This window comes from Amycolatopsis sp. NPDC102389, from assembly GCF_044765885.1.
Taxonomy (GTDB): domain Bacteria; phylum Actinomycetota; class Actinomycetes; order Mycobacteriales; family Pseudonocardiaceae; genus Amycolatopsis.
In genome coordinates this window covers 1-21024 of the sequence record NZ_JBIWKX010000068.1, presented here as the reverse complement: position 1 = coordinate 21024, position 21024 = coordinate 1, and the positions used below count along the sequence as shown (strand labels likewise).

The following is a 21024-nucleotide window of genomic DNA, read 5'->3' as shown; positions in this document are numbered from 1 at the left end:
TTGCCACACCCGAAGCGCGTGAAGGCCCCTTTTCTCGGCTGAGCCGAGGGAAGGGGGCCTTCACGCGCGTTGAGAGGTCAGGCTCGCAGGCTCGCGCCGAAACGTTCACCGGCGACCGCGACGGCGGCGTCACGAGCCTTGGTGGCCTCGTCGACGGTCAGCGTGCGGTCCGCGGCACGGAAACGCAGCTTGTACGCCACCGAACGCTTGCCCTCGCCCACCTGCTCTCCCTGGTAGGAGTCGAACAGCGTGATGTCCTCGAGCAGTTCGCCCGCGCCTTCGCGCAGCGCCTCGGCCAGGTCCGCCGACGGCACCTCCGCCTCGGCGACGAGGGCGACATCGAGCAGCACCGGCGGGTACGCCGAGATCCGCGGCGCCGGACGGTCGTCCGGGATCGGGATCGCGTCCAGGTCGAGTTCCATGGCGACGGTGCGCGGCGGCAACCCGAGCGCCTCGACGACCTTCGGGTGCAGCTCACCGGCGTAACCGATCGGCCACTGCCCCACCCGCAGCTGCGCGCAGCGGCCGGGGTGCCACGGCGGCTGATCCGCCGCGGCCGTGGTCAGCTCGACGCCGGCGGCCTGCGCCACGAGCCGGGCGGCCTGTACCGCGTCGGCCCAGTTCGCCTGCTCACCCTCGCCCCACCAGCCGGCGCGAGCGCGCTGGCCCGCGAGCACGACGGCGACGTGCAGCGGCTGCGGCGGGACGGCCGCCTCCAGCACCGCGAGCTCCTCGTCGGTCGGCCGCCGGTCGACGCCGAGCGAAGGCATCGGCATCGGATTCGGCCCGGGCAGCACGACCTGTCCGAGGTGGAACAGCGAGACATCCTTGAAACCACGGGAAATGTTGCGCTGCAAGGTCTCCAGCAGCCCCGGCAGCAAGGTGCTCGCCATCCGGTCCTTGTCCGCCTCCAGCGGGTTGCGGACCCGCACGGTGCTGCGGCGGACGTCGTCCTCGGGCAGCCCGAACGCGTCCCAGACCGAGTCCGAGATGAAGGGGAAGGGCAGGACCTCGACGTAGCCGTTCTCGGCCAGCGCACGCGCGACCGAACGGCGGCGACGCTGCGTGTCGGTGAGCCCCCGGCCGGCCGGGGCGTCGGGCAGCACCGACGGGATGCTGTCGTAGCCCTCCAGCCGGAGCACCTCCTCGACCAGGTCGGCGGGCTGCACCAGGTCGCCACGCCAGCTCGGCGGGACTGCGGTCACCAGCGCGGTGCCGTCCTCGGACGTGCCCACGTTGACCTTGCAGCCGATCTGCGAAAGCCGCTTGACCGTGACACCACGCTCGTACCGCACCCCGGCCACCTGGTCGGGCAGGCTGATCGGCATGGTCACCGGCTTGTTCGGCTCGACGCCGCCCTCGTCGGTGCGGCCGGGCAGGATCGAGCCCTCGCCGTACTGACGCAGCAGGCGTGCGGCGAATTCGACGGCCACCGCGCACAGCTGCGGGTCGGTGTAGCGCTCGAACCGCTTGGCCGCCTCGGAGAACAGCTTGTGACGGCGGGCCGTCCGGCTGATCGACGACGGATCCCAGTGCGCCGCCTCGAGCAGCACGTCGGTGCTCTCCGGCGTGATCTCCGTCGACGCACCGCCCATCGTGCCCGCCAGCGAGATGACCCCGCTGTCGTCGGCGATCACCACGTCGTCCACGTCGAGCGTGCGCTCGACATCGTCCAAAGTGGTCAGTTTCTCGCCCGGCTTCGCCTTGCGTACCACCAGATCGCCCTTGACCGAACCGGTCGCGAACGCGTGCAGCGGATGCCCGAGCTCGATCATCACGTAGTTGGTCACGTCGACCGCGAGCGAGATCGAGCGGATACCCGACAGCATCAGGCGACGGCGCATCCACCACGGCGTCGGCGCGGTCGAGTCCAGGTTCTTGACCCGGCGCAGGACGAACCGTTTGCAGCCCTCGGTGTCTTCGAGGTGCACCGGCCAGACGTCGCTCTCGGCCTCGGGGACCTCGATGGACGCCGGGTCGCCGAACGGGACGTCGAGCGCGTTGGACAGCTCACGGGCCAGGCCGCGGACCGACAGGGTGTACCCGCGGTCCGGGGTCGGCGTCACCTCGAGGACGGTGTCGTCGAGGCCGAGCAGCTTGTTCGCGTCCTCGCCGGGGCTGGCCGTGCTCGGGGGCAGCACCAGGATCCCGGAGTGGTCGTCGCCGATGCCGAGCTCGCTCGCGGAGCAGATCATGCCGTCGCTGAGGCGGCCGTAGGTCTTGCGCGAACCGATCTCGAAACCGCCGGGAAGCACGGTGCCGGGCAGCGCGACGACGACCAGGTCGCCCTCGGCGAAGTTCGTGGCGCCGCAGATGATCCCGCGGGTCTTGATCCCCGTGGGGCCGTCGTCCTCGAAGGGACCTTCGTCGTCCTCGTCATCGTCGAGGTTCTCGTCCGCCTTGCCGGCGTCTTCGGTGCCGCTATCGGATTCGCCGACGTCGACCCGGCAGAAGCGGACCGGCTTCTTGAACTCGGTGAGCTCCTCGATCTCGGCGACACGGCCGACCACGAGCGGGCCGGTGACCGGTTCGAGCTTCCGGACGTCGTCGACCTCGATGCCGATGCGCACGAAAGCGTCGGCCAGATCCTGGGCGGTGACCTCCTCGTCGACGTCGAGGTGTTCGGTCAGCCAGCTGGCTGGGACCTTCACTCAGGCCTCCGTTCCGAAGGGCAGGGTGAACCTGATGTCGCCCTCCACCATGTCGCGCATGTCCGGGATTCCGTTGCGGAACTGCAGGGTGCGCTCGATACCCATGCCGAAGGCGAAGCCCGAGTAGACCTCGGGATCGACGCCGCAGGCACGCAGGACGTTGGGGTTGACCATGCCGCAGCCGCCCCATTCGACCCAGCCGGCGCCGCCCTTCTTCTCCTCGAACCAGACGTCGACCTCGGCCGACGGCTCGGTGAACGGGAAGAAGTGCGGGCGCAGGCGGGTCTTCGAGGTACCGCCGAACATCGCGCGGGCGAAGGCGTCGAGGGTGCCCTTGAGGTGCGCCATCGTCAGGCCCTTGTCGACCGCGAGGCCTTCGACCTGCGAGAACACCGGCGTGTGCGTGGAGTCGAGCTCGTCGGTCCGGTAGGTGCGGCCGGGGCAGACGACGTACACGGGCAGGTCGCGGTGCAGCAGCGTGCGGGCCTGCACCGGCGAGGTGTGCGTCCGCAGTACCAGGCCGGAGTCCTCCTCGCCGAGGTAGAACGTGTCCTGCAGCTGGCGCGCGGGGTGGTCCTTGCCGAAGTTCAGCGCGTCGAAGTTGAACCACTCGGCTTCGAGCTCCGGGCCGTCGGCGACCTCGTAGCCCATCGCCACGAACGCGTCGGCGATCCGCTCCGAGAGGGTCGCGATCGGGTGCCGGGCGCCGCGGGGAACGCGGTCCCACGGCAGCGTGACGTCGACGGCCTCCTCGCGGAGCACCCTCTCGTCGCGCTCCGCCTGCAACACCGCGCGACGCGCGTCGAACGCGGACTGGATGCCTTGGCGCGCTTCGTTGACCCGCTTGCCGGCCTCGGCCTTCTCCTGCTTCGGCAGGGCGCCGATCTCGCGGCGGGCGAGCAGCAGCGGAGACTGGTCCCCGAGGTGAGCGGGTTTGACCGCGGCCAGCGCGTCGAGATCCGCCGCGGCCGCGAAATCGGTCTCGGCCTGTTTGACGGCGGCCGTCAACGTTTCCGGCGCGAGCGTTCCCGCCTGGGGGTCCTGCTTGTCGTTGGCTTCGGACATAACTCCTCGGCGTCCGCTGGGACTGGTCCGGTGCACGCGAGCGCACACATGGGTTTAGCAGCTGCTGAATTCTATGGGACAGCGAACGGCGGCCCCCGATCACCCTCGGGCTGGGCACACCGTCACTCGGAAGTGCGAAAAACGCGCTCTACGCCGTAAACAAGGTGCTGGAACGAACACTGCGTTCCATGAGAGCTCCCTTGGTGTCGTGGTGCGACGGCGTGATGCCCGCGACTCTACGTGACGGCGGCGCGGGAAGCCATCGCATTCGTGTACACGCAGACGGCCGCGGCCGTCGCGAGGTTCAGGCTCTCCGCGCGGCCGTACATCGGGATCTTGACCGCGAGGTTGACCGTTTCCAGGACCTCCCGCGGCAATCCGTGCGCCTCGTTGCCGAAGACCCACGCAGTGGGCTCGTCGAAGGTCACCTGATCGAGCTCGGTGTCGGCGTAACCGTGCGCGCCGATGGTGCGGAGCCCGGCGGCGGAGCAGGCCTTCAAGGCCGCGTCGACGTCCCGGATCCGGGTGATGGCGGGATGGAACAGGCTGCCCGCGGCCGCGCGGACGCATTTGCCGTTGTGCGGGTCGACGCTGTCCCCGGCGAGGACGACCGCGTCGGCGCCGGCGGCGTCCGCGACCCGGATCACGGTGCCCGCGTTGCCGGGGTCGGCGACGTCGACGAGGACGACGACGAGCTTCGCGCCCGGCTTCAGGACGGTCTCTTGTGGACGGTCGACGAGCGCGCAGACGGCGACGATGCCTTGCGGCGTCACGGTCTCGGACAACCCGTCGGCCGCGCGATCGGTGATCGGCGAGACGGGGACGCCCGCCTCACGCGCCGCGGAGAGCAGGCGTTTGTGCTGCGCGGCGGCGCGTTCGGTCACGAACAGCTCGTACACCTTGCCGCCGTGTTCGAGCGCGGCTTCGACCGCGTTCGCGCCTTCGGCGAGGAACCGGCCGGTCTTCTCACGCTCGGCGCGGCGGGTGAGCTTGCGCGCAGCAACGACCCGGGGCGTCCGTTCGGTGAACGGAGCGGCCCCGGGTCGATGAAGAGCGCTGTCGCCGGTCAGGCCGACTTCTTCTCTTCGGTGTTCACGTTCGCCTTGGCCAGCTCGGCCAGCGCGGTGAACGCGGCGGCGTCGTTGACGGCGAGGTCCGCGAGGATCTTGCGGTCGACCTCGACACCCGCGGCCTTGAGGCCCTGGATGAACCGGTTGTAGGTCACGCCGTTGGCGCGGGCCGCCGCGTTGATACGGGTGATCCACAGCTGGCGGAAGTCACCCTTGCGGGCGCGACGGTCCCGGTAGGCGTAGTTCAGCGAGTGAAGCGTCTGCTCCTTCGCCTTGCGGTACAGCCGCGAACGCTGGCCGCGGTAGCCGCTGGCGAGCTCGAGAGTCGCGCGACGCTTCTTCTGGGCGTTGACAGCCCTCTTGACGCGTGCCACTGGGGTCCATCCTGTCGATCTGGGGGCGCGCTGGCGCGCCCGGCGTTTACAAAGTGCGGGGTGTCAGCGGCCGAGAAGGCGCTTGACGCGGCCGACGTCGTTCTTGGCGATCTCGGTCGTGCCTTCGAGGCGACGGGTGAGCCTGTTGGACTTCTTCTCCATCAGGTGGCGGCGGCCGGCCTTCTGGCGGCGCAGCTTGCCCGAACCCGTGACGCGGACACGCTTGGACGTCCCGCTGTGCGTCTTCATCTTCGGCATTACGTTGTCCTCTTCCGTGCGGCGGCACACCGGTTGTTCCCGGTGTGCCGCTGACATGTGCTGGTCGGCGCTACGCGTCGGCGGGCGGCTCGGACGACTCGTCCTTCGCTGCCTTCGCGGCCTTCTGCGGCTTCACGTTCTTGTGCGGGGCCAACACCATGATCATGTTGCGACCGTCCTGCTTCGGCGACGACTCGACGAAACCGAGTTCGGTCACCTCGTCGGCGAGCTTCTGCAGCAGGCGGAAACCGAGTTCCGGCCTGGACTGCTCGCGACCGCGGAACATGATCGTGACCTTGACCTTGTTACCGGCGGCCAGGAAGCGCGACACGTGACCCTTCTTGGTCTCGTAGTCGTGCTGGTCGATCTTCGGTCGCAGCTTCTGCTCTTTGATGACGGTGAGCTGCTGGTTGCGGCGGGACTCGCGGGCCTTCTGCGCGCTCTCGTACTTGAACTTGCCGAAGTCCATGAGCTTGCATACGGGCGGGCGTGCCTGCGGGGCGACCTCGACGAGATCGAGATCGTTCTCCTGTGCCAGCCGCAGCGCATCTTCGATCCGGACGATGCCGACCTGTTCACCGGCCGGTCCGACGAGGCGGACCTCCGGAACCCGGATTCGGTCGTTGATGCGTGTCTCGGAGCTGATGGGGCCTCCCTGGTTCGAGGTAAATTCTTCTACCGTTTCGACCTGGTGCCCACATGCCGAAGGCCCCGGTACCGTGAGGTACGCGAGGCCCACTCATTCCGATCGCGTTCAGTCTCCAGAACCGAACGCACCGCCTCCGACGCCCGAAATCGTCTTTGGCGAGACCGGACCCGGACACCTGATCTTGCGGCGGTGACGCGGGTGGGAGCGGGGCTCCACTTGCCGCCCCCGATCGCTCGGAGGCTGGTCGCTCGTGGAAGGGTACCAGACGTGTCAGATGAACCCGTTCAGCAACCCCCGTATTCCCCGGACGTCCGCGACCTGGAGGACATCCCGAGCGTCGAGGTGATCAGCAGGGCGGCCGTCATGCTGCTCTCCGCCGGCGCCGAACGTCTCGGCCTCGCGGACGAGGATCCGGCCAGCTCACCGCACCGCGACCTCGACGAAGCCCGTCGCCTGATCACCGCCCTCGCCGGGCTGGTCACCGCTTCGGCAGAGTACCTCGGCCTGCACGCGGGCCCGTTGCGCGACGGCCTGCAGTCGCTGCAGAAGGCGTTCCGCGAGGCTTCGGCCGTACCGGACGCGCCCGGGCAGGGCCCAGGCGAGAAGTACACGGGACCGGTCTACTAGCCCTCGAGTACATGAAGGCCCCCTTCCTTACGCTTAGGTACAGGAAGGGGGCCTTCATGTACTTCCCTCTCTCCGTCAACTAACATTTCAGATGTGAGTGGGTTAGCGAAGGTGCCGAGGTCTCTCCTGCGGGACGAGGCCTACGAGAACATCCGACGGGCGATCATCGACGGGACGCTGCCGCCGGGCACGAATCTGCGCGACGGCGACCTCGCCGATCAGCTGGGGCTTTCCCGGGCGCCGGTGCGCCAGGCGTTGCTTCGACTCATCGAGGACGGCCTCGTCGAGTCGAAGCCACAGAGCTACACGCGCGTCGCGGGGTTCGTTCCCGACGACGTCCGTGACGCCTTGCAGCTCGTGCGCACACTGCACGAGTTCGCCGTCCGGGCGGGCGCGCCGCGGATGGGGCCGGCGGAGGTCGCCGCGATGCGCGCGGCCAACGCCCGGTTCGCCGACGCGATCGCCGCCGGGGACATCGCGGCCGCGATCGCCGCCGACGACGAGCTCCACGACGTCCCGGTGGCCGCCGCGCGCAACCGGGCGATCGCCGCGACGCTGGCCCGCTACACGCCGCTGCTGCGACGTCTCGAGTACGCCCGCTTCGGCTCCCTGCCCGCGCACCGGTCGGTGCAACGCCACGCGGAACTGGCCGACGCCATCGAAGCCGGCGACGTCGACGCGGCCTGCGCGATCACCGCCACCATCTGGACCGAGCTCGAAGACCTCCTGGAGACGCCATGACCCTCGCCGATTTCCCCCGCTACCCGCTGCTGTTCGGCCCCTCCCCCGTCCATCCGCTGGAGCGGCTCACCGCACATCTCGGCGGCGCGCAGGTCTGGGCGAAACGAGAGGACGTCAACTCCGGGATCGCGTTCGGCGGCAACAAGACCCGGAAGCTCGAATACCTGGTCGCCGACGCGCTGGCGTCGGGCGCGGACACGCTGATCTCGATCGGCGGCGTGCAGTCGAACCACACCCGCCAGGTCGCCGCGGCCGCCGCGCGGGCCGGACTCAAGGCCGTGCTGGTGCAGGAGAGCTGGGTCGACTGGAACGACCCGCTGTACGACAAGGTCGGCAACATCCAGCTCTCGCGCATCCTCGGCGCGGACATCCGGATGGTCGAGGCCGGGTTCGGCGTCGGTTTCAAGAAGAGCTGGGAGAACGCGGTGAAGGAGATCGAGGCCGACGGCGGGAAGCCGTACGCGATCCCGGCGGGCGGTTCGGACCACCGCCTCGGCGGGCTCGGTTTCGCGAACTGGATCGTCGAACTCGAAGCGCAGGAGGCCGAGCTCGGCGTCTTCTTCGACACGGTGGTCGTCTGCTCGGTCACCGGCAGCACGCAGGCGGGGATGGTCGCCGGGGCCGCGCTTTCCGGGAAGCCGCGGCGGATCCTCGGCGTCGACGGATCGGCGAAACCGGCGGAGACGCGCGACCAGATCACCCGCATCGCCCGCGCGACCGCGGAGCTGATCGGCGCGAGCGAGATCGACGAGGTCGAGCTGGACGAGCGCTATCACGCCGGGATCTACGGCATCCCGGACGAGTCCACTTTGGACGCGATCCGGACGCTGGCGCGACTGGAGGGTGTGCTCACTGATCCGGTGTACGAAGGCAAGTCGATGGCGGGGCTGATCGACCTCGTCTCGCGCGGTGAGATCTCGCGGGACTCGAATGTGCTCTTCGCACATCTGGGCGGGCAGCCGGCGCTCAACGGGTACACGAGCGTGCTCTAGCGGCTGCAATGAACGGGCCGTTCCTTGCGAAATTTGCAAGGAACGGCCCGTTCATGGCGCGCGCGAGGGTCAGTCCGTGACGGCCAGGACGTCGATCTCCACCAGCAGCCCGGCGGGCAGGCCGACGTACACGGTGGTGCGGGCCGGGTGCGGCGCCTCGCCGATCAGCTTGTTGTAGACCTCGTTGAACGCGCCGAAGTGGTCGACGTCGGTCAGGTAGACACGCACCATCAGCGCGTCGGCCAGGCTCGAACCGGCGGCCTCGAGCACCGCTTCGATGTTCTTGAAGGTCTGCTCGGTCTGCTCGCCGACGGTCTCGCCGACGATGGCGCCGGTGGCCGGGTCGAAGGCGACCTGGCCGGCCACCTGCAGGATGTTGCCCTTGCGGACCGCCTGCGAGAACGCGGCCACCGGCTTCGGCGCGTTCTCCGTGCTGATCGCGGTCTTGCTCATTCCAACTTCCCCTTTCGGTTCCCCGTCCATCCACTGTGGACGGAAGCTTCTTCGGTGGCGGCGATCAGCTCCGGCACGAGCGCCATCAGGCCGTCGTAGTCGAGCAGCACCTTCGGCACCGACACCGACGCGGCGGCGAGTACCACGCCGCCCGGGCCGCGAACAGGTGCGGCGACGCAATGGATGAAGTCCTCGTGTTCGGCGTTGTCCACCGCGTAGCCACGGTCGGCGACGAGCGCGAGTTCCTTCTCGTAGGCCTCGGGCGTGGTGATCGTGTTCGGCGTGCGGACGAAGAAGTCGATCCTCGACACCACGTCCGCCTGCTTCTCCGGCGTCATCGCCGCGACCAGCACCTTGCCGACGGCGGTGCAGTGCAGCGGCGCGCGTTTCCCGATACGGGAGTACATCCGCACCGAATGCCTGCCCTCGAACTTGTCGATGTAGACGACCTCACCGTCCTCATAGGACGCGAGGTGCACGGTGTGCCCGGTGCGGGCGTTGAGCCCGGCGAGCGCGGATTGCGCGGTGCGGCGGACGTCGCGGTCTTCCAGCGCCTGCTGCGCGAGGTCGAAGAGCGCACTGCCCAGCCGGTAGTACCGCTGCCCTTCCCGGCGCACGAAGTGATGCGACTCCAGGGTGCGCAGCAGCCGGAGCACGGTCGACTTGTGCACGCCGATCTCCTCGGCGAGCTGGTCGAGCGTCTTCGGCTCGCGGGCGAGCCCGCTCAGCAACGTGAGCGCCCTGTCCAGGCTCTGGCTCATCCGCCCACCAATCCCTTGTCCGTCAGCTTCGCCGCCGCCCATGCTGCCTCATCCGCCCCGAGGAGCGCTTCGACGACGGATCCGGGCAGCGGCGTGCCCACGTCGTCGTGGGTCAGCAGGGTGGCCGCGGCCTGCAGATGACCACGTCGCAGCCGGGTCGCGGGGTCGTCGCCGCGCAGGGTGGCGGCGAGGAATCCGGCCGCGAAGGCGTCACCGGCCCCGACCGGCTCCACGACGTCGACCTGGAGCGCGGGCGAGAACAACGGTGCCTCGTCGCCCTCGATCAGCGTCACTCCGCGTGCCCCGTGCTTGACGACCAGCGTCTTCGGCCCCGGCACCGCGGCGCGCAGCCGTCCCGGGTCACCGGTCCCCCACACCCGCTCGGCCTCGTCCTCGCCCGCCAGCACGATGTCGGCGCGCGCGGCCAGCCCGGCAAGCACCGACGGATCGCGCCCGGTCCACAGCGCGGGCCGGAAGTTCACGTCGAACGACACGAGCGTGTCGCCACGTGGCCGTTCCATCAAGGCCCGCACCAGGTCGAGGCAACCGTCCGACAGCGCGGGCGTGATCCCGGAGAGGTGGATCACGCGCACCTCGTCGAGATCGAGTTTCCCCAGCAGGCCGGCGTCCATTCCGGACGCGGCCGAACCCTTGCGGTAGTAGCGCACGGGGCTGCCGTCCGCGCCGCTTTCCTTGATGTAGAGCCCGGTCGGGCGCGTCGGGTCGACCACGACCGCGCTGACGTCGACCCCCGCTCCGCCGATCTCACGCACCAGCGCCCGGCCGAACGGATCGTCGCCGACGGCGCTCACCCACGCGCTGGTGAACCCCAGCGCCGGGAGATGGCAGGCGACGTTCGATTCGGCTCCGCCGATGGTCCGCACCCACTTCCGTACCTCGTCGGGCGGCCCGGATTCGGCCGGTACGAACAAGGCCATCGACTCCCCGATGCATAAAACGTCGGGCGCGCTTGTCACCTTCGCGTCTCCTAGTCGTCACGCCGTTGACCTCCAGCGGACCGGATGCTACACCTATCCCACGCAATATGCGCAACGTCCGTTGCAACATACGCAACCGAGGTGAACCTCATGTTCCAAGCCGGCACCATCGATTCCGCCGCGGTCGCGGCCGTCCGGGAGGAGCGCGTCGACTGGCGCTTCCGCTCGGTCGCGCCTTCGCTGTCCGGTCTCACGATCGGCGAAGCCGCCGCCCGCGGCGCGAAGCTGTTCGAAGACGGCTTCCTCGGGCCGTTCGTGGTTCTCGACGAAGAGGCCGTCGAACACAACCTCCGCACGATGGCGGACTGGTGCGCCGAGCGCGGAGTCGCGCTGGCCCCGCACGGCAAGACGACGATGGCGCCGCAGCTGTTCGAGCGGCAGCTGCGGCACGGCTCGTGGGGCATCACCTGCGCGAACGCCGGGCACCTGCGGATCTACCGCGCGTTCGGCGTTTCCCGCATCCTGCTGGCGAACCAGCTGCTCGACCCCTCGGGCCTGAAATGGCTCGCCGCGGAGCTGGACGCCGACGACGACTTCGAGTTCGTCTGCTGGGTCGACTCGGTCCGCGGTGTCGAGCTGATGACCGAAGCCCTGCGCGGGGCCCGCCGCAAGGTCGACGTGCTCGTCGAACTCGGCGCCGAGGGCGGCCGCACCGGTGTCCGCGACACCGAGACCGCGCTCGCCGTCGCCGAAGCCGCGCACGCGAGCCCTGCCCTGCGGCTGCGCGGATCCGGCGGCTACGAAGGCGCGCTTTCCCACCACACCGACGAGAAGTCGCTCCAGCTGATCAGTTCCTATGTGGACGGTCTGCGGGAACTCGTCTTCGCCTTCCACGCCAAGGGCCTGCTCGACGACGCCGGTCAGATCATCGTCACCGGCGGCGGCAGCGCGTACTTCGACCGCGTCGCCGACGAGCTCACCAAGGATTGGGGCGGCCTGGACGTCCTGCCGATCCTGCGCAGCGGCGCCTACGTGACCCACGACGACGGCTTCTACCGGGTGATCTCGCCGCTGGGCGAACATCCGCGTATCGGCGGCGTCGCCTCGTTCCGTCCCGCGTTGCGTGCCTGGGCGCAGGTCACGTCGAAGCCGACGGACGAGCTCGCCCTGCTCACCATCGGCAAACGGGACGCCTCGTTCGACGAGGGCATGCCCGAGCCGCGCCTGATCCGCAAGGGCGACGGGCCACCGTCCGCGCTCGAAAATCATTCCATCCAGAAGATGAACGACCAGCACGCCTTTCTCACCCTGCCCGCGTCGTCACCCGTCGAAGTCGGGGACTGGATCGCCCTCGGTCTGTCCCATCCGTGCACCGTCTTCGACAAGTGGCCCCTGATCCCGGTCGTCGGCCCCGACGGCGAGACCGTGCTCGATTTCGTCCGCACCCATTTCTGATCCGTCCTCCACCGCCGCAGAGGAAGAATCACCATGGACATCGTCGTCCGCTCGGCACTGGTCGCCGACGGCACCGGGGATCCGCTCACCAGGCATGACGTGGGCATCTCCGGCGGCCGGATCGCCAGTGTCGCCGAACCGGGCTCGCTCGCGGGCCGCCGCACCATCGACGCCGAAGGACTCGTGCTCGCGCCCGGGTTCATCGACATGCATTCGCATTCCGACCTCCAATTGCTCGCCAATCCGGATCACCTCGCGAAGCTCTCCCAGGGCGTCACGACCGAGGTGCTCGGGCAGGACGGGCTCTCCTACGCGCCCGTGAACGACGACGTCCTCGCCGCGCTGCGCCAGCAGCTCGCCGGCTGGAACGACGATCCGGCCGGGTTCGACTGGAACTGGCGTTCCGTCGGCGAGTACCTCGACCGGCTCGACGCGGGGGTCGCGGTCAACGCGGCCTATCTGGTGCCGCAGGGCACCGTCCGCATGCTCACCGTCGGCTGGGAGGACCGGCCCGCCACCGAAGCCGAGATGAACGCGATGAAGGAACTCATCGCGACCGGGCTGGCCGAGGGCGCGATGGGCATGTCGTCCGGGCTCACCTACACGCCGGGCATGTACGCGACCACCGAAGAACTCGTCGAACTGTGCCGGGTCGTCGGGGAGAACGGCGGCTTCTACAGTCCGCATCACCGCAGCTACGGCAAGGGCGCGCTGGAGGCGTTCGGCGAGATGGTCGACGTCTCCCGCCGTTCGGGCTGCCCGTTGCATCTCGCGCACGCCACGATGAACTTCTCGGTGAACAAGGGCAAGGCGCCGGATCTGCTGGAGCTGCTCGACCGGGCGCTCGACGACGGCTGCGACATCACGCTGGACACCTATCCCTATCTTCCCGGCGCCACGTACCTTTCCGCGCTCCTGCCGAGCTGGGCCACCGAGGGCGGGCTCGACGCCACGCTGGCGCGCTTGTCCGATGTGGACACTCGCGAGCGCATCCGAGCCGAGATCGAGGAGACCGGTTCCGACGGGGCGCACGGCGTGCCGATCGACTGGGACGCCATCGAGATCAACGGTGTCCGCCGGGACGAGAACTCCCACCTCGTCGGGCATTCCGTCGCCGCTTCGGCGCGGCGGGCCGGAAAACCGGCAGCGGAACTGTACTTCGACGTCCTGCTCTCGGAAAAACTCGGGACGTCCTGCCTGATGCACGTCGGGCACGAGGAGAACGTCCAGGCGATCATGCGGCACCGCACGCATACCGGCGGCAGCGACGGGCTGCTCGTCGGCGCACGGCCGCATCCCCGCGCCTGGGGCACCTTCCCGCGTTACCTCGCGCGCTACGTCCGCGAACTCGGCGTCCTCGACCTCGCCGAATGCGTCGCCCACCTCACCGGCCGCGCCGCGGACCGCCTGCGCCTGACCGACCGGGGTCTCGTCCGCGCCGGATACGCGGCGGATCTCGTGCTGTTCGACCCGGAAACCGTCGCCGACACCGCCACGTTCGACGAACCGCGGCAGCAGGCCGCCGGTATCCCCTATGTCTTCGTCAACGGTGTCGCCGCCATCGACGATGGTCAACCGACCGGCGCCCTCGCCGGCCATTCGCTCAGAGCTAGTCGGCGGAGCTGAAATGCATCTATCCGAAGTGACCACACGCTCGAACCCGCCCCGGCCGAAGGCCCCGCTATCGCGGTGGCAGGGCGCCCTGGCATCGCACCGCGACGAGTATGACCAACCGGCGTCCTGCCGACGTCGATCGCGGTCGCGGGTTCACCAACCGACACAGAACCCCGGGAGTGCCCGATGATCGACTGGCTCCAACATTCGACGGGAGGTCTCCTGACCCTCGCCGCCGTCTCGATCGCGGTGTTGTTGTTCCTCATCATCAAAGTCAAACTCGAGCCCTTCATCGCGCTGATCGTGGTCGGCCTGCTGACCGCGCTGGCCGCGGGCCTGCCGGTCGTCCAGATCGTCGGCTCCGCGCAGAAGGCGTCGGATTCCCTGCTGGAGAAGGGTTTCGGCGGGATCCTCGGCCATATCGCCGCGATCATCGGCCTGGGAACCATCCTCGGGTCCATTTTGGAGCGTTCGGGCGGGGCGAAGGTGCTCACCGGCGCGCTGCTGCGGGCCATCGGCGAGAAGCGGGCCCCGCTGGCGATGGGTCTCGCGGGTTTCGTCTTCGGTATCCCGGTCTTCTTCGACATCGGCATCTTCGTGCTGGCGCCGCTGGTGTACGTCGCCGCGAAACAGGGCGGCCGTTCGCTCGTGCTGTACGCGTTGCCGTTGCTCGCCGGCCTCTCCATCACCCACGCGTTCCTCCCTCCGCACCCCGGCCCGGTGGCCGCGGCCGGCCTGCTGCACGTGGAACTCGGCTGGATCATCCTGATGGGCCTCGTCTGCGGTATCCCGGCGTTCCTCGTCGGCGGTGTGCTGTATTCGACCTGGATCGGCAAGCGGATCGACGTGCCCGTTCCCGCGGAATTCCTGGTCGCCGAGGAAGAAGGCGAAAAGGAGACGAACCCGCCGTCGCTCGGGCTGGTGCTGGGGATCATCGCGGTGCCGTTGGTGCTGATCCTCGCCGGGACCTTCGGCAGCATCTGGCTGCCCAAGGGCTCCCCGTCCGCCGGTGTCGCCGCGTTCATCGGTACCCCCGCGGTCGCGCTGACGGTCTCCGTCCTGCTCGCGTCGTGGCTGCTGGGGTTGCGCCGTGGCTTGACGGGCAAGGATTTGAGCGAGCTTTCGGCGAAGTCGCTGCGCCCGGTCGCGATGATCCTGCTGGTGGTCGGCGCGGGCGCGTTCTTCGGCGCCGTGCTGTCCGCCACCGGGATCGGCAAGGCCGTCGCGGGATCGCTGGACAACGCCGGTCTCCCGGTCATCCTCGCCGCCTACGTGATCAGCTGCGGGATGCGTATCGCACAGGGTTCGGCGACGGTCGCGATCGTGACCACGAGCGGCATCGTCGCGCCGACGGTGGCCACTCTCGGCTATTCGCAGATGCAGCTCGCGCTGCTGGTCGTCGCGATCTCGGCGGGCTCGATCATCGCCTCCCACGTGAACGACGGCGGTTTCTGGATCATCTCGCGGTACTTCAACATGACCGTGCCGCAGACCCTGAAAACCTGGACCGTCTTGGAAACCGTCCTTTCCGTTTCCGGTTTCGGCGTGGCAGCATTGCTCATGGCAGTGGTTTAAACCACCTGAAAGCTGGGAGAGATCACGATGACCGGACTCGATCGACGCACCTTCCTCGGCGCCGTCGGAGCGGCTGGACTCACCACCGTTCTCGGTTCCCACCTCGCGAACGCCTCCGAACAATCCTGCGGACCGAAGGGAACCGGGGCCATCTACGTCAGCAGCTACACCAGTTCCGGGCACGGGCTCGATGTCGCTCACCGGGACGCGGCCACCAATGCCGTGGTCGTCGACCGGAAGATTCCGGGAGTCAGCAACGCTTCCTGGTTCGACATCAGCGCCGATCGCAAGACGCTGTATGTGACCAATGAGGACGAGAACGGCCAGATCTCCGCGTTCAGCCTGGCCGATCCGACCAAACCCAAGCTGCTCAACAAGAAGTCGGCGAAGGGGCAGCACCCGACGCATCTGAGTGTCCACTCGAGCCAGAAGTACGTGCTGGCCGCGAACTACAGCAGCGGCAGCGTCGTCGTCCTCCCGATCCTCGCGGGCGGGAAGCTCGGCGACGTCGTCGATCTGGCGCAGCACAAGGGCGCCGAGCGGGACGCGCACGCGCACCAGGTGGTCAACGATCCGACCGGCGGGTGGGTGCTGTCGGTCGATCTCGGCGCGGATTCGGTCTATGTCTACAAACTCGACGTCGCCACCGGGAAGCTCAAGCTGAACCAGCAGCTGAAGCTCCCGTCGGGTGCCGGGCCCCGGCACCTCGCGTTCCACCCGAACGGCAAGTACGCGTACATCCTCGGTGAGCTGCGTGCCGAGGTGACCATCGCGGCGTGGAACCCAGCCACCGGGAAACTCACCGCCGGGCAGGTCGTCCCGGCCGTTCCCGCGGGCACCCCCGGCGAGCAGTATCCGGGCGAGATCACCACGTCCAAGGACGGGAAGTTCGTCTACGCCTCCGTGCGTGGTTCCGACACGATCGCGTCGTTCGGCGTCGGCGAGGACGGAAAGTCCTTGAAGCTGCTGAACAACGCGCCCGTCGGCGGTGTCTACCCGCGTCACTTCACCCTCGACCCGACCGAGCGCTGGTTCTACGTCTCGAGCGACAAGTCCGGCACGCTCAGCTGGCTGCCGCGCGATCCCGGCACCGGCCTTCCCGGGGCCGTCGCCGGGAAACTGGCGCTCCCCCAGGTCAATTCCGTCTTTTTCGCCTAAGGAGAAATTCCCATGAGAACTCGCGTCCTCATCGCGGGCCTCGCGGCTGTCGGCCTCGTCGCCGGCTGCGCGCCGGCCCAGAACACCCCCGCCGCGAGCGGTGGTGACGAGAAGACCGGCACGATCCGGGTCTGGCTGTTCGACGAGGCCAACCGCGCGCCCAAGGAAGCCGCCGTCAAGGAGGCGATCGCCGAGTTCAAGACGGCGCACTCCGGCGTCGAGGTCGACGTCCAGTGGATCCCCGTGGAAGGCCGCGCGGACAAGTTCTCCGGCGCCTTCAACGACCCGGCCAGCGCGCCGGACGTCGCCGAGTTCGGCAACACCGACGTCTCCAGCTACGCCGCCACGGGCGCGCTGGCCGACCTGACCGGCGATCTGTCGTCGTGGAAGGAAGGCGCCGACATCCTGCCCGCGGTACTGGAGACCGCGAAGTCCGGCGGCAAGACCTACGGGCTTCCGTGGTTCACCGGCATCCGCGCGTTGTACTACCGCACGGACCTCTTCGCCGAACTCGGCCTCAAGCCGCCGACGACACTGGCGGAGCTGACGGAAACCGCGAAGACGATCCGCGCCAAGAAGCCGGAGCTGTACGGCATCTCCGTCGGTGGCAAGTACACCTACGCGATGCTCCCGTTCCTCTGGGCGCACGGCGGAGAGATCGCCAAGCAGGACGGCGGCAAGTGGAAGTCCACTGTGGACTCCGAGCTGGCCAAGGCCGGCGTCGCGGCGTACGCGAACCTGCTGAAGGCGGACATCTGCCCGCCCGAACAGTGCGCCAACCTCACCGGGACGCAGAGCATCACGGCGTTCGCCGGTGGCAAGGCCGGGATGTCGATCGGTGGTGACTTCAACCGCAAGGCCGTCGAGGCGGGCCAGGTGAAGGGCAAGTACGCGATCATCCCGCTCCCGGGCACCGAGGCGGGCAAGATCGCCCCGGCGTTCGCGGGCGGCAACCTGCTCGGCGTGTTCAACGCGACCAAGCGCAAGAGCCTCGCGGTCGAGTTCACCGAGCTGCTCGGTGGCGCCAAGTACCAGGAGAAGATGTACGTCGCCATGGGCAACCTGCCCACGCTCGGCAGCGTCCAGCAGAAGCTCGCCGCGAGCGACCCGTCGGTCAAACCGTTCGTCGACACGCTCACCGCGGGCACGAAGTTCGTCCCCGCCACCGCGGCGTGGTCGAAGATCGACGCGCAGAACGTGCTGCCCACCGCGATCCAGCAGATCGCGACCGGCGGCAAGGACCCCGCGGCCGCGCTGACCGCGGCGGCCGCCGAGATGAACAAGGCGTTCGGCTAAGTGGTCACGACAGAAATCCCCCGCACCACGGCTCCGGCCGTCCCGGCACGGCGGTCCCCCCGCCGTCGCCGGGACGGGCGGGCGGCCCTGCTCTACCTGGCACCCGGCGGCATCCTGCTGCTGGCGATGCTGGTGTACCCGATCTACCAGCTCGTCCTGATCTCGTTCTACGACTACGGACAGCCGCAAGCGGTCGGCAACGCGCCGCTGGTGTTCCTCGGTTTCGGCAACTACGTCGAACTGCTGGAGAACCTCCAGTTCTGGGAAGTACTGACCAAGACCCTCGGGTTCACCGCGGTCTGCGTCGTCGGCAGTCTCGCCCTCGGGACCGGGCTCGCCGTGCTGGCGACCCGCGTCCGCGCCTGGGCGCGCGTTCCGCTGTTCCTCGCGGCGCTGGCCGCGTGGGCGACGCCGGCGATGGCGGGCTCGTACGTCTGGCTGTTCCTGTTCGACGCGGACTTCGGTCTGGTGAACGAGGTGCTGTCGGGCCTCGGGTTCACCGGGATGGCGAACCACTCCTGGACCTTCGACACGTACAGCACTTTCGGCCTGGTGGCCGCCGAGGTCATCTGGTGCTCGTTCCCGTTCGTCATGGTGACGATGTACGCGGGGCTCAAGGGCGTGCCGGAGGAGGTCATCGAGGCCGCGTACCTCGACGGCGCGTCGACCTGGCGCACCACGTGGTCGATCACCCTGCCGATGGTGCGGCCGCTGCTGACCATCGCCACGATCCAGTCGATCATCTGGGACTTCAAGATCTTCACGCAGATCTACGTGATGACCAACGGCGGCGGCGTGGCCGGGCGCAACCTCGTGCTCAACGTGTTCGCCTATCAACAGGCCTTCGCCGGACAGGAATACGGTCTCGGCGCGGCGCTCGGAGTCGTGATGACCTTGCTGCTGCTGTCCATCACCGGGCTGTACGTCCGGTCGCAACGCCGGAGCGCCGGATGGGTGTGACCGCAAGCCGTCGAGTTCAAAAGCCTGGCAGGCTGATCGCCGAGATCGTCTGCGTGGTGATCGCGGGGATGGTCGCGTTCCCCGTGTACTGGATGGTGCTTTCGGCGTTCAAGCCCACCGGGCAGATCCAGGCGGAGAACCCCCGGCCGTGGACGCTCACACCGACCCTCGAACACTTCGAACGGGTGCTCAGCGGCGAAGGCTTCGCGATGTTCTTCCTGAACAGCGTGATCGTGGCCGTCGTGGTGGTGGCGTTGTCGCTGCTGCTCTCGTTCCTTTCGGCGGTCGCGCTGACGCGGTTCAACTTCAAGGGCCGGACCGTGCTGCTGGTGATGGTGCTCGTGGCGCAGATGGTGCCGGTCGAAGCGCTGACCATTCCGCTGTTCTTCCTGATGCGGTCGGTCGGCGACGTGGCACCGGCGTTCGGCACCAACCATCTCGGCTCGCTGATCCTGGTGCACCTGGCGTTCAGCCTGCCGTTCGCGATCTGGATGCTGCGCGGCTTCGTCGCCGCGGTGCCGCAGGAACTGGAAGAGGCGTCGAAGATCGACGGGGCGAGCCGGATGCGGTTCACCTGGCAGATCCTCTTCCCGCTGGTGGCGCCCGGGCTGGTGGCGATCAGCGTGCTGGCGTTCATCCACGCCTGGAACGACTTCCTGTTCGCGAAGACGTTCATCATCTCCAACACCGAGAACCAGACGCTCCCGCTGGCGATCCTGGTGTTCTTCAAACCGGAGGACACCGACTGGGGCGCGGTGATGGCGGGCTCGACCCTGATGACCATCCCGGTGCTGGTGTTCTTCATTCTCGTGCAACGACGACTCGTGTCCGTCATGGGCGGCGCGGTGAAGGGCTGACATGCCTGGCTTCGAAACCCTGCTCCCCCGTCCGGTCTCGGTGGAACCCTTGCCGGGGCACTGTCCCGTACCGTCCGAAGTGGACGTGCGCCGTGACGCCGGGCTGCCCGCCGAGGGTTACCGGCTGGAGATCGACCCGTCCGGCGTGACCCTGCACGCGGCCGACGCGGCGGGCGAGTTCTACGGCCGCCAGACGCTCCGGCAGCTCATCGGACCGGACGCGTTCCGGGCCGCGTCCATCCACAGTGGACAACAGACGATCCCGTGCGGCGTGGTGACCGACCACCCGCGGTTCGCCTGGCGCGGCTGTTTACTGGACGTGGCAAGGAACTTCCGGACCAAGGCCGAGGTGCTGCGGTTCATCGACCTGATCGCCGCGCACAAGCTCAACGTGCTCAACCTGCATTTGACCGACGACCAGGGCTGGCGGATCGAGATCCCCGAATTCCCCAAGCTGACCGAGGTCGGCGGCTGGCGGAAGTCGTCGATGGTCGGACGGCACGACGGGCCGGAGCGTGACGGACGACCGCACGGCGGGTTCTACACGGCCGACGACCTCCGCGAGATCGTCGCGTACGCCGCCGCGCGTTCGGTGACGGTCGTCCCGGAGGTCGACATCCCCGGCCACGCCCGGGCCGCGATCGCCGCCTATACCGAGCTCGGACCGGAGACGGACGAACCGTGGGAGGTGTGGACGAGCTGGGGTATCAGCACGTCCTTGCTGAACACCGAGAAGTCCACTGTGGACTTCTTCAAGCGTGTCTTCGACCACGTGCTGGACATCTTCCCGTCCGAGGTCATCGCGCTCGGCGGCGACGAAGTACCCGGCGCGACCGAAGAACATGGCTGGTTCGTCGGCGAGATCGCGAGGCATCTCGTCGAACGAGGACGCCGTCCGCTCGGCTGGGACGAGGTGCTCGAAGCGGGCGACCTGCCGCCGATGGTCATCGGCTCGTGGCAGAGCGAGGCGGCCGGTGCCCGCGCGGCGGCCGCCGGGCACGACGTCGTCATGTGCCCGGAGGACCACGTGTACCTGGACCACCGGCAGTCCGACCACCCCGACGAACCGATCCCCGTGGGCTACCTGAGCACGCTGGAGAGCTTTTACGGCTACGAGCCGGTCCCTGCCGATTACCCCGAGGGGAAGGCGATTCTCGGCGCGCAGGCGCAGGTGTGGTCGGAGCACCTCGACACCGTGCGGCGGGTGGACTACGTCGCCTTCCCACGCCTCTGTGCTTTCGCCGAGGTGGCGTGGAGCGACCCGGGCGGGCGGGACTACGCGGAGTTCCTGCCGCGTTTGCGGGACCACCACCTGCCCAGGCTGGACGCGCTGGGCGTCGAGTACCGGCCGCTCGACGGGCCGCACCCCTGGCAGACGCGGCCCGGTGTTCCGGGGCGGCCTCGGCAGCGGTAAGCGACGTCGTGAGTGGCATTTCGGGGGTGAAGACCAAAACCCCCACAACCACCACGCCCACCACCCCAGCAACCACCACTACGGCTCCGGGTAGGTGTGGGGCCGGGAAGGAGTGG

Annotated in this window: 20 protein-coding genes; 11 read left to right on the top strand and 9 right to left on the bottom strand. The window is 68.7% G+C overall.

Annotated features, from left to right (window positions below):
* Positions 1-77: 77 nt before the first annotated feature.
* The 6 genes from pheT to infC all read right to left on the bottom strand — a co-directional run bounded on the left by pheT (position 78) and on the right by infC (position 6064).
* A complete protein-coding gene (pheT, locus tag ACIRGA_RS35415) occupies positions 78-2651 on the bottom strand; it encodes a phenylalanine--tRNA ligase subunit beta (protein ID WP_400949827.1) in 2574 nt (857 codons plus the stop codon).
* Positions 2652-3716 (bottom strand): phenylalanine--tRNA ligase subunit alpha, encoded by a 1065-nt coding sequence (gene pheS / locus ACIRGA_RS35410; protein WP_400949825.1) that lies wholly within the window; start codon positions 3714-3716, stop codon positions 2652-2654.
* Between the two features lie 236 nt (positions 3717-3952).
* Positions 3953-4786, bottom strand: a complete 834-nt coding sequence (locus tag ACIRGA_RS35405) for a TrmH family RNA methyltransferase (protein WP_400949866.1) — start codon at positions 4784-4786, stop codon at positions 3953-3955.
* Positions 4783-5160: a 50S ribosomal protein L20 gene (gene rplT, locus ACIRGA_RS35400; protein ID WP_005163284.1), complete on the bottom strand. Its 378-nt coding sequence runs from the start codon at positions 5158-5160 to the stop codon at positions 4783-4785. The genes ACIRGA_RS35405 and rplT overlap by 4 nt, the downstream gene beginning before the upstream one ends.
* Before the next feature lie 63 nt (positions 5161-5223).
* On the bottom strand, positions 5224-5418 hold the full coding sequence (gene rpmI, locus ACIRGA_RS35395) for a 50S ribosomal protein L35 (protein WP_007028043.1): 195 nt from the start codon (positions 5416-5418) through the stop codon (positions 5224-5226).
* A gap of 70 nt (positions 5419-5488) precedes the next feature.
* The gene (gene infC, locus ACIRGA_RS35390) at positions 5489-6064 is read right to left on the bottom strand and encodes a translation initiation factor IF-3 (RefSeq protein WP_051071860.1); all 576 of its coding nucleotides are present in this window, start codon (positions 6062-6064) and stop codon (positions 5489-5491) included.
* A 270-nt stretch (positions 6065-6334) separates the two neighbouring features.
* On the opposite strand from infC, the gene ACIRGA_RS35385 reads away from it, so the two are divergent.
* The 3 genes from ACIRGA_RS35385 (at position 6335) to ACIRGA_RS35375 (ending at position 8427) form a co-directional block, all read left to right on the top strand.
* Complete coding sequence (locus ACIRGA_RS35385; RefSeq protein WP_005163289.1) at positions 6335-6694, top strand: DUF1844 domain-containing protein; 360 nt, start codon at positions 6335-6337, stop codon at positions 6692-6694.
* Positions 6695-6787: 93 nt separating this feature from the next.
* Entirely contained in the window at positions 6788-7435 is a 648-nt protein-coding gene (locus ACIRGA_RS35380) for a GntR family transcriptional regulator (RefSeq protein ID WP_400949821.1), read from the top strand.
* On the top strand, positions 7432-8427 hold the full coding sequence (locus ACIRGA_RS35375) for a 1-aminocyclopropane-1-carboxylate deaminase (protein ID WP_400949818.1): 996 nt from the start codon (positions 7432-7434) through the stop codon (positions 8425-8427). The genes ACIRGA_RS35380 and ACIRGA_RS35375 overlap by 4 nt, the downstream gene beginning before the upstream one ends.
* 69 nt (positions 8428-8496) lie before the next feature.
* Here the strand turns inward: ACIRGA_RS35375 and ACIRGA_RS35370 are convergent, their stop codons facing one another.
* The 3 genes from ACIRGA_RS35370 to ACIRGA_RS35360 are packed head-to-tail and all read right to left on the bottom strand — an operon-like array spanning position 8497 to position 10579.
* Positions 8497-8880, bottom strand: coding sequence for a RidA family protein (locus ACIRGA_RS35370; protein WP_007028047.1), 384 nt, complete (start codon positions 8878-8880; stop codon positions 8497-8499).
* Positions 8877-9641 carry an IclR family transcriptional regulator gene (locus ACIRGA_RS35365; protein WP_400949815.1) on the bottom strand — a complete coding sequence of 255 codons (765 nt, stop codon included), beginning with the start codon at positions 9639-9641 and terminating at the stop codon, positions 8877-8879. The genes ACIRGA_RS35370 and ACIRGA_RS35365 overlap by 4 nt, the downstream gene beginning before the upstream one ends.
* Positions 9638-10579: a sugar kinase gene (locus ACIRGA_RS35360; RefSeq protein ID WP_400949813.1), complete on the bottom strand. Its 942-nt coding sequence runs from the start codon at positions 10577-10579 to the stop codon at positions 9638-9640. Before ACIRGA_RS35360 ends, ACIRGA_RS35365 begins: the two co-directional genes overlap by 4 nt.
* 150 nt (positions 10580-10729) lie before the next feature.
* On the opposite strand from ACIRGA_RS35360, the gene ACIRGA_RS35355 reads away from it, so the two are divergent.
* The 8 genes from ACIRGA_RS35355 (at position 10730) to ACIRGA_RS35320 (ending at position 20908) form a co-directional block, all read left to right on the top strand.
* Positions 10730-12034 (top strand): amino acid deaminase, encoded by a 1305-nt coding sequence (locus ACIRGA_RS35355; RefSeq protein WP_400949811.1) that lies wholly within the window; start codon positions 10730-10732, stop codon positions 12032-12034.
* A gap of 33 nt (positions 12035-12067) precedes the next feature.
* A complete protein-coding gene (locus ACIRGA_RS35350; protein WP_400949808.1) occupies positions 12068-13660 on the top strand; it encodes an amidohydrolase family protein in 1593 nt (530 codons plus the stop codon).
* 174 nt (positions 13661-13834) lie between these two features.
* Positions 13835-15223 (top strand): GntP family permease, encoded by a 1389-nt coding sequence (locus tag ACIRGA_RS35345; RefSeq protein WP_400949805.1) that lies wholly within the window; start codon positions 13835-13837, stop codon positions 15221-15223.
* Between the two features lie 27 nt (positions 15224-15250).
* Entirely contained in the window at positions 15251-16381 is a 1131-nt protein-coding gene (locus ACIRGA_RS35340) for a lactonase family protein (protein ID WP_400949803.1), read from the top strand.
* A gap of 12 nt (positions 16382-16393) precedes the next feature.
* Positions 16394-17677 carry an extracellular solute-binding protein gene (locus tag ACIRGA_RS35335; protein ID WP_400949800.1) on the top strand — a complete coding sequence of 428 codons (1284 nt, stop codon included), beginning with the start codon at positions 16394-16396 and terminating at the stop codon, positions 17675-17677.
* Entirely contained in the window at positions 17678-18637 is a 960-nt protein-coding gene (locus ACIRGA_RS35330; protein ID WP_400949797.1) for a carbohydrate ABC transporter permease, read from the top strand.
* Positions 18628-19494, top strand: coding sequence for a carbohydrate ABC transporter permease (locus tag ACIRGA_RS35325; RefSeq protein ID WP_400949794.1), 867 nt, complete (start codon positions 18628-18630; stop codon positions 19492-19494). The genes ACIRGA_RS35330 and ACIRGA_RS35325 overlap by 10 nt, the downstream gene beginning before the upstream one ends.
* A 1-nt stretch (position 19495) precedes the next feature.
* Positions 19496-20908 (top strand): beta-N-acetylhexosaminidase, encoded by a 1413-nt coding sequence (locus ACIRGA_RS35320; protein ID WP_400949792.1) that lies wholly within the window; start codon positions 19496-19498, stop codon positions 20906-20908.
* Positions 20909-21024: the final 116 nt, after the last annotated feature.

Bases quoted from the DNA above. Each gene is read 5' to 3' on its own strand.
- rpmI (WP_007028043.1), bottom strand. From the start codon at position 5,418: ATGCCGAAGATGAAGACGCACAGCGGGACGTCCAAGCGTGTCCGCGTC.
- ACIRGA_RS35325 (WP_400949794.1), top strand. From the start codon at position 18,628: ATGGGTGTGACCGCAAGCCGTCGAGTTCAAAAGCCTGGCAGGCTGATC.
- ACIRGA_RS35345 (WP_400949805.1), top strand. From the start codon at position 13,835: ATGATCGACTGGCTCCAACATTCGACGGGAGGTCTCCTGACCCTCGCC.
- ACIRGA_RS35340 (WP_400949803.1), top strand. From the start codon at position 15,251: ATGACCGGACTCGATCGACGCACCTTCCTCGGCGCCGTCGGAGCGGCT.
- ACIRGA_RS35335 (WP_400949800.1), top strand. From the start codon at position 16,394: ATGAGAACTCGCGTCCTCATCGCGGGCCTCGCGGCTGTCGGCCTCGTC.
- ACIRGA_RS35355 (WP_400949811.1), top strand. From the start codon at position 10,730: ATGTTCCAAGCCGGCACCATCGATTCCGCCGCGGTCGCGGCCGTCCGG.
- ACIRGA_RS35360 (WP_400949813.1), bottom strand. From the start codon at position 10,579: ATGGCCTTGTTCGTACCGGCCGAATCCGGGCCGCCCGACGAGGTACGG.
- ACIRGA_RS35350 (WP_400949808.1), top strand. From the start codon at position 12,068: ATGGACATCGTCGTCCGCTCGGCACTGGTCGCCGACGGCACCGGGGAT.
- ACIRGA_RS35370 (WP_007028047.1), bottom strand. From the start codon at position 8,880: ATGAGCAAGACCGCGATCAGCACGGAGAACGCGCCGAAGCCGGTGGCC.
- ACIRGA_RS35365 (WP_400949815.1), bottom strand. From the start codon at position 9,641: ATGAGCCAGAGCCTGGACAGGGCGCTCACGTTGCTGAGCGGGCTCGCC.
- ACIRGA_RS35375 (WP_400949818.1), top strand. From the start codon at position 7,432: ATGACCCTCGCCGATTTCCCCCGCTACCCGCTGCTGTTCGGCCCCTCC.
- pheS (WP_400949825.1), bottom strand. From the start codon at position 3,716: ATGTCCGAAGCCAACGACAAGCAGGACCCCCAGGCGGGAACGCTCGCG.
- ACIRGA_RS35320 (WP_400949792.1), top strand. From the start codon at position 19,496: ATGCCTGGCTTCGAAACCCTGCTCCCCCGTCCGGTCTCGGTGGAACCC.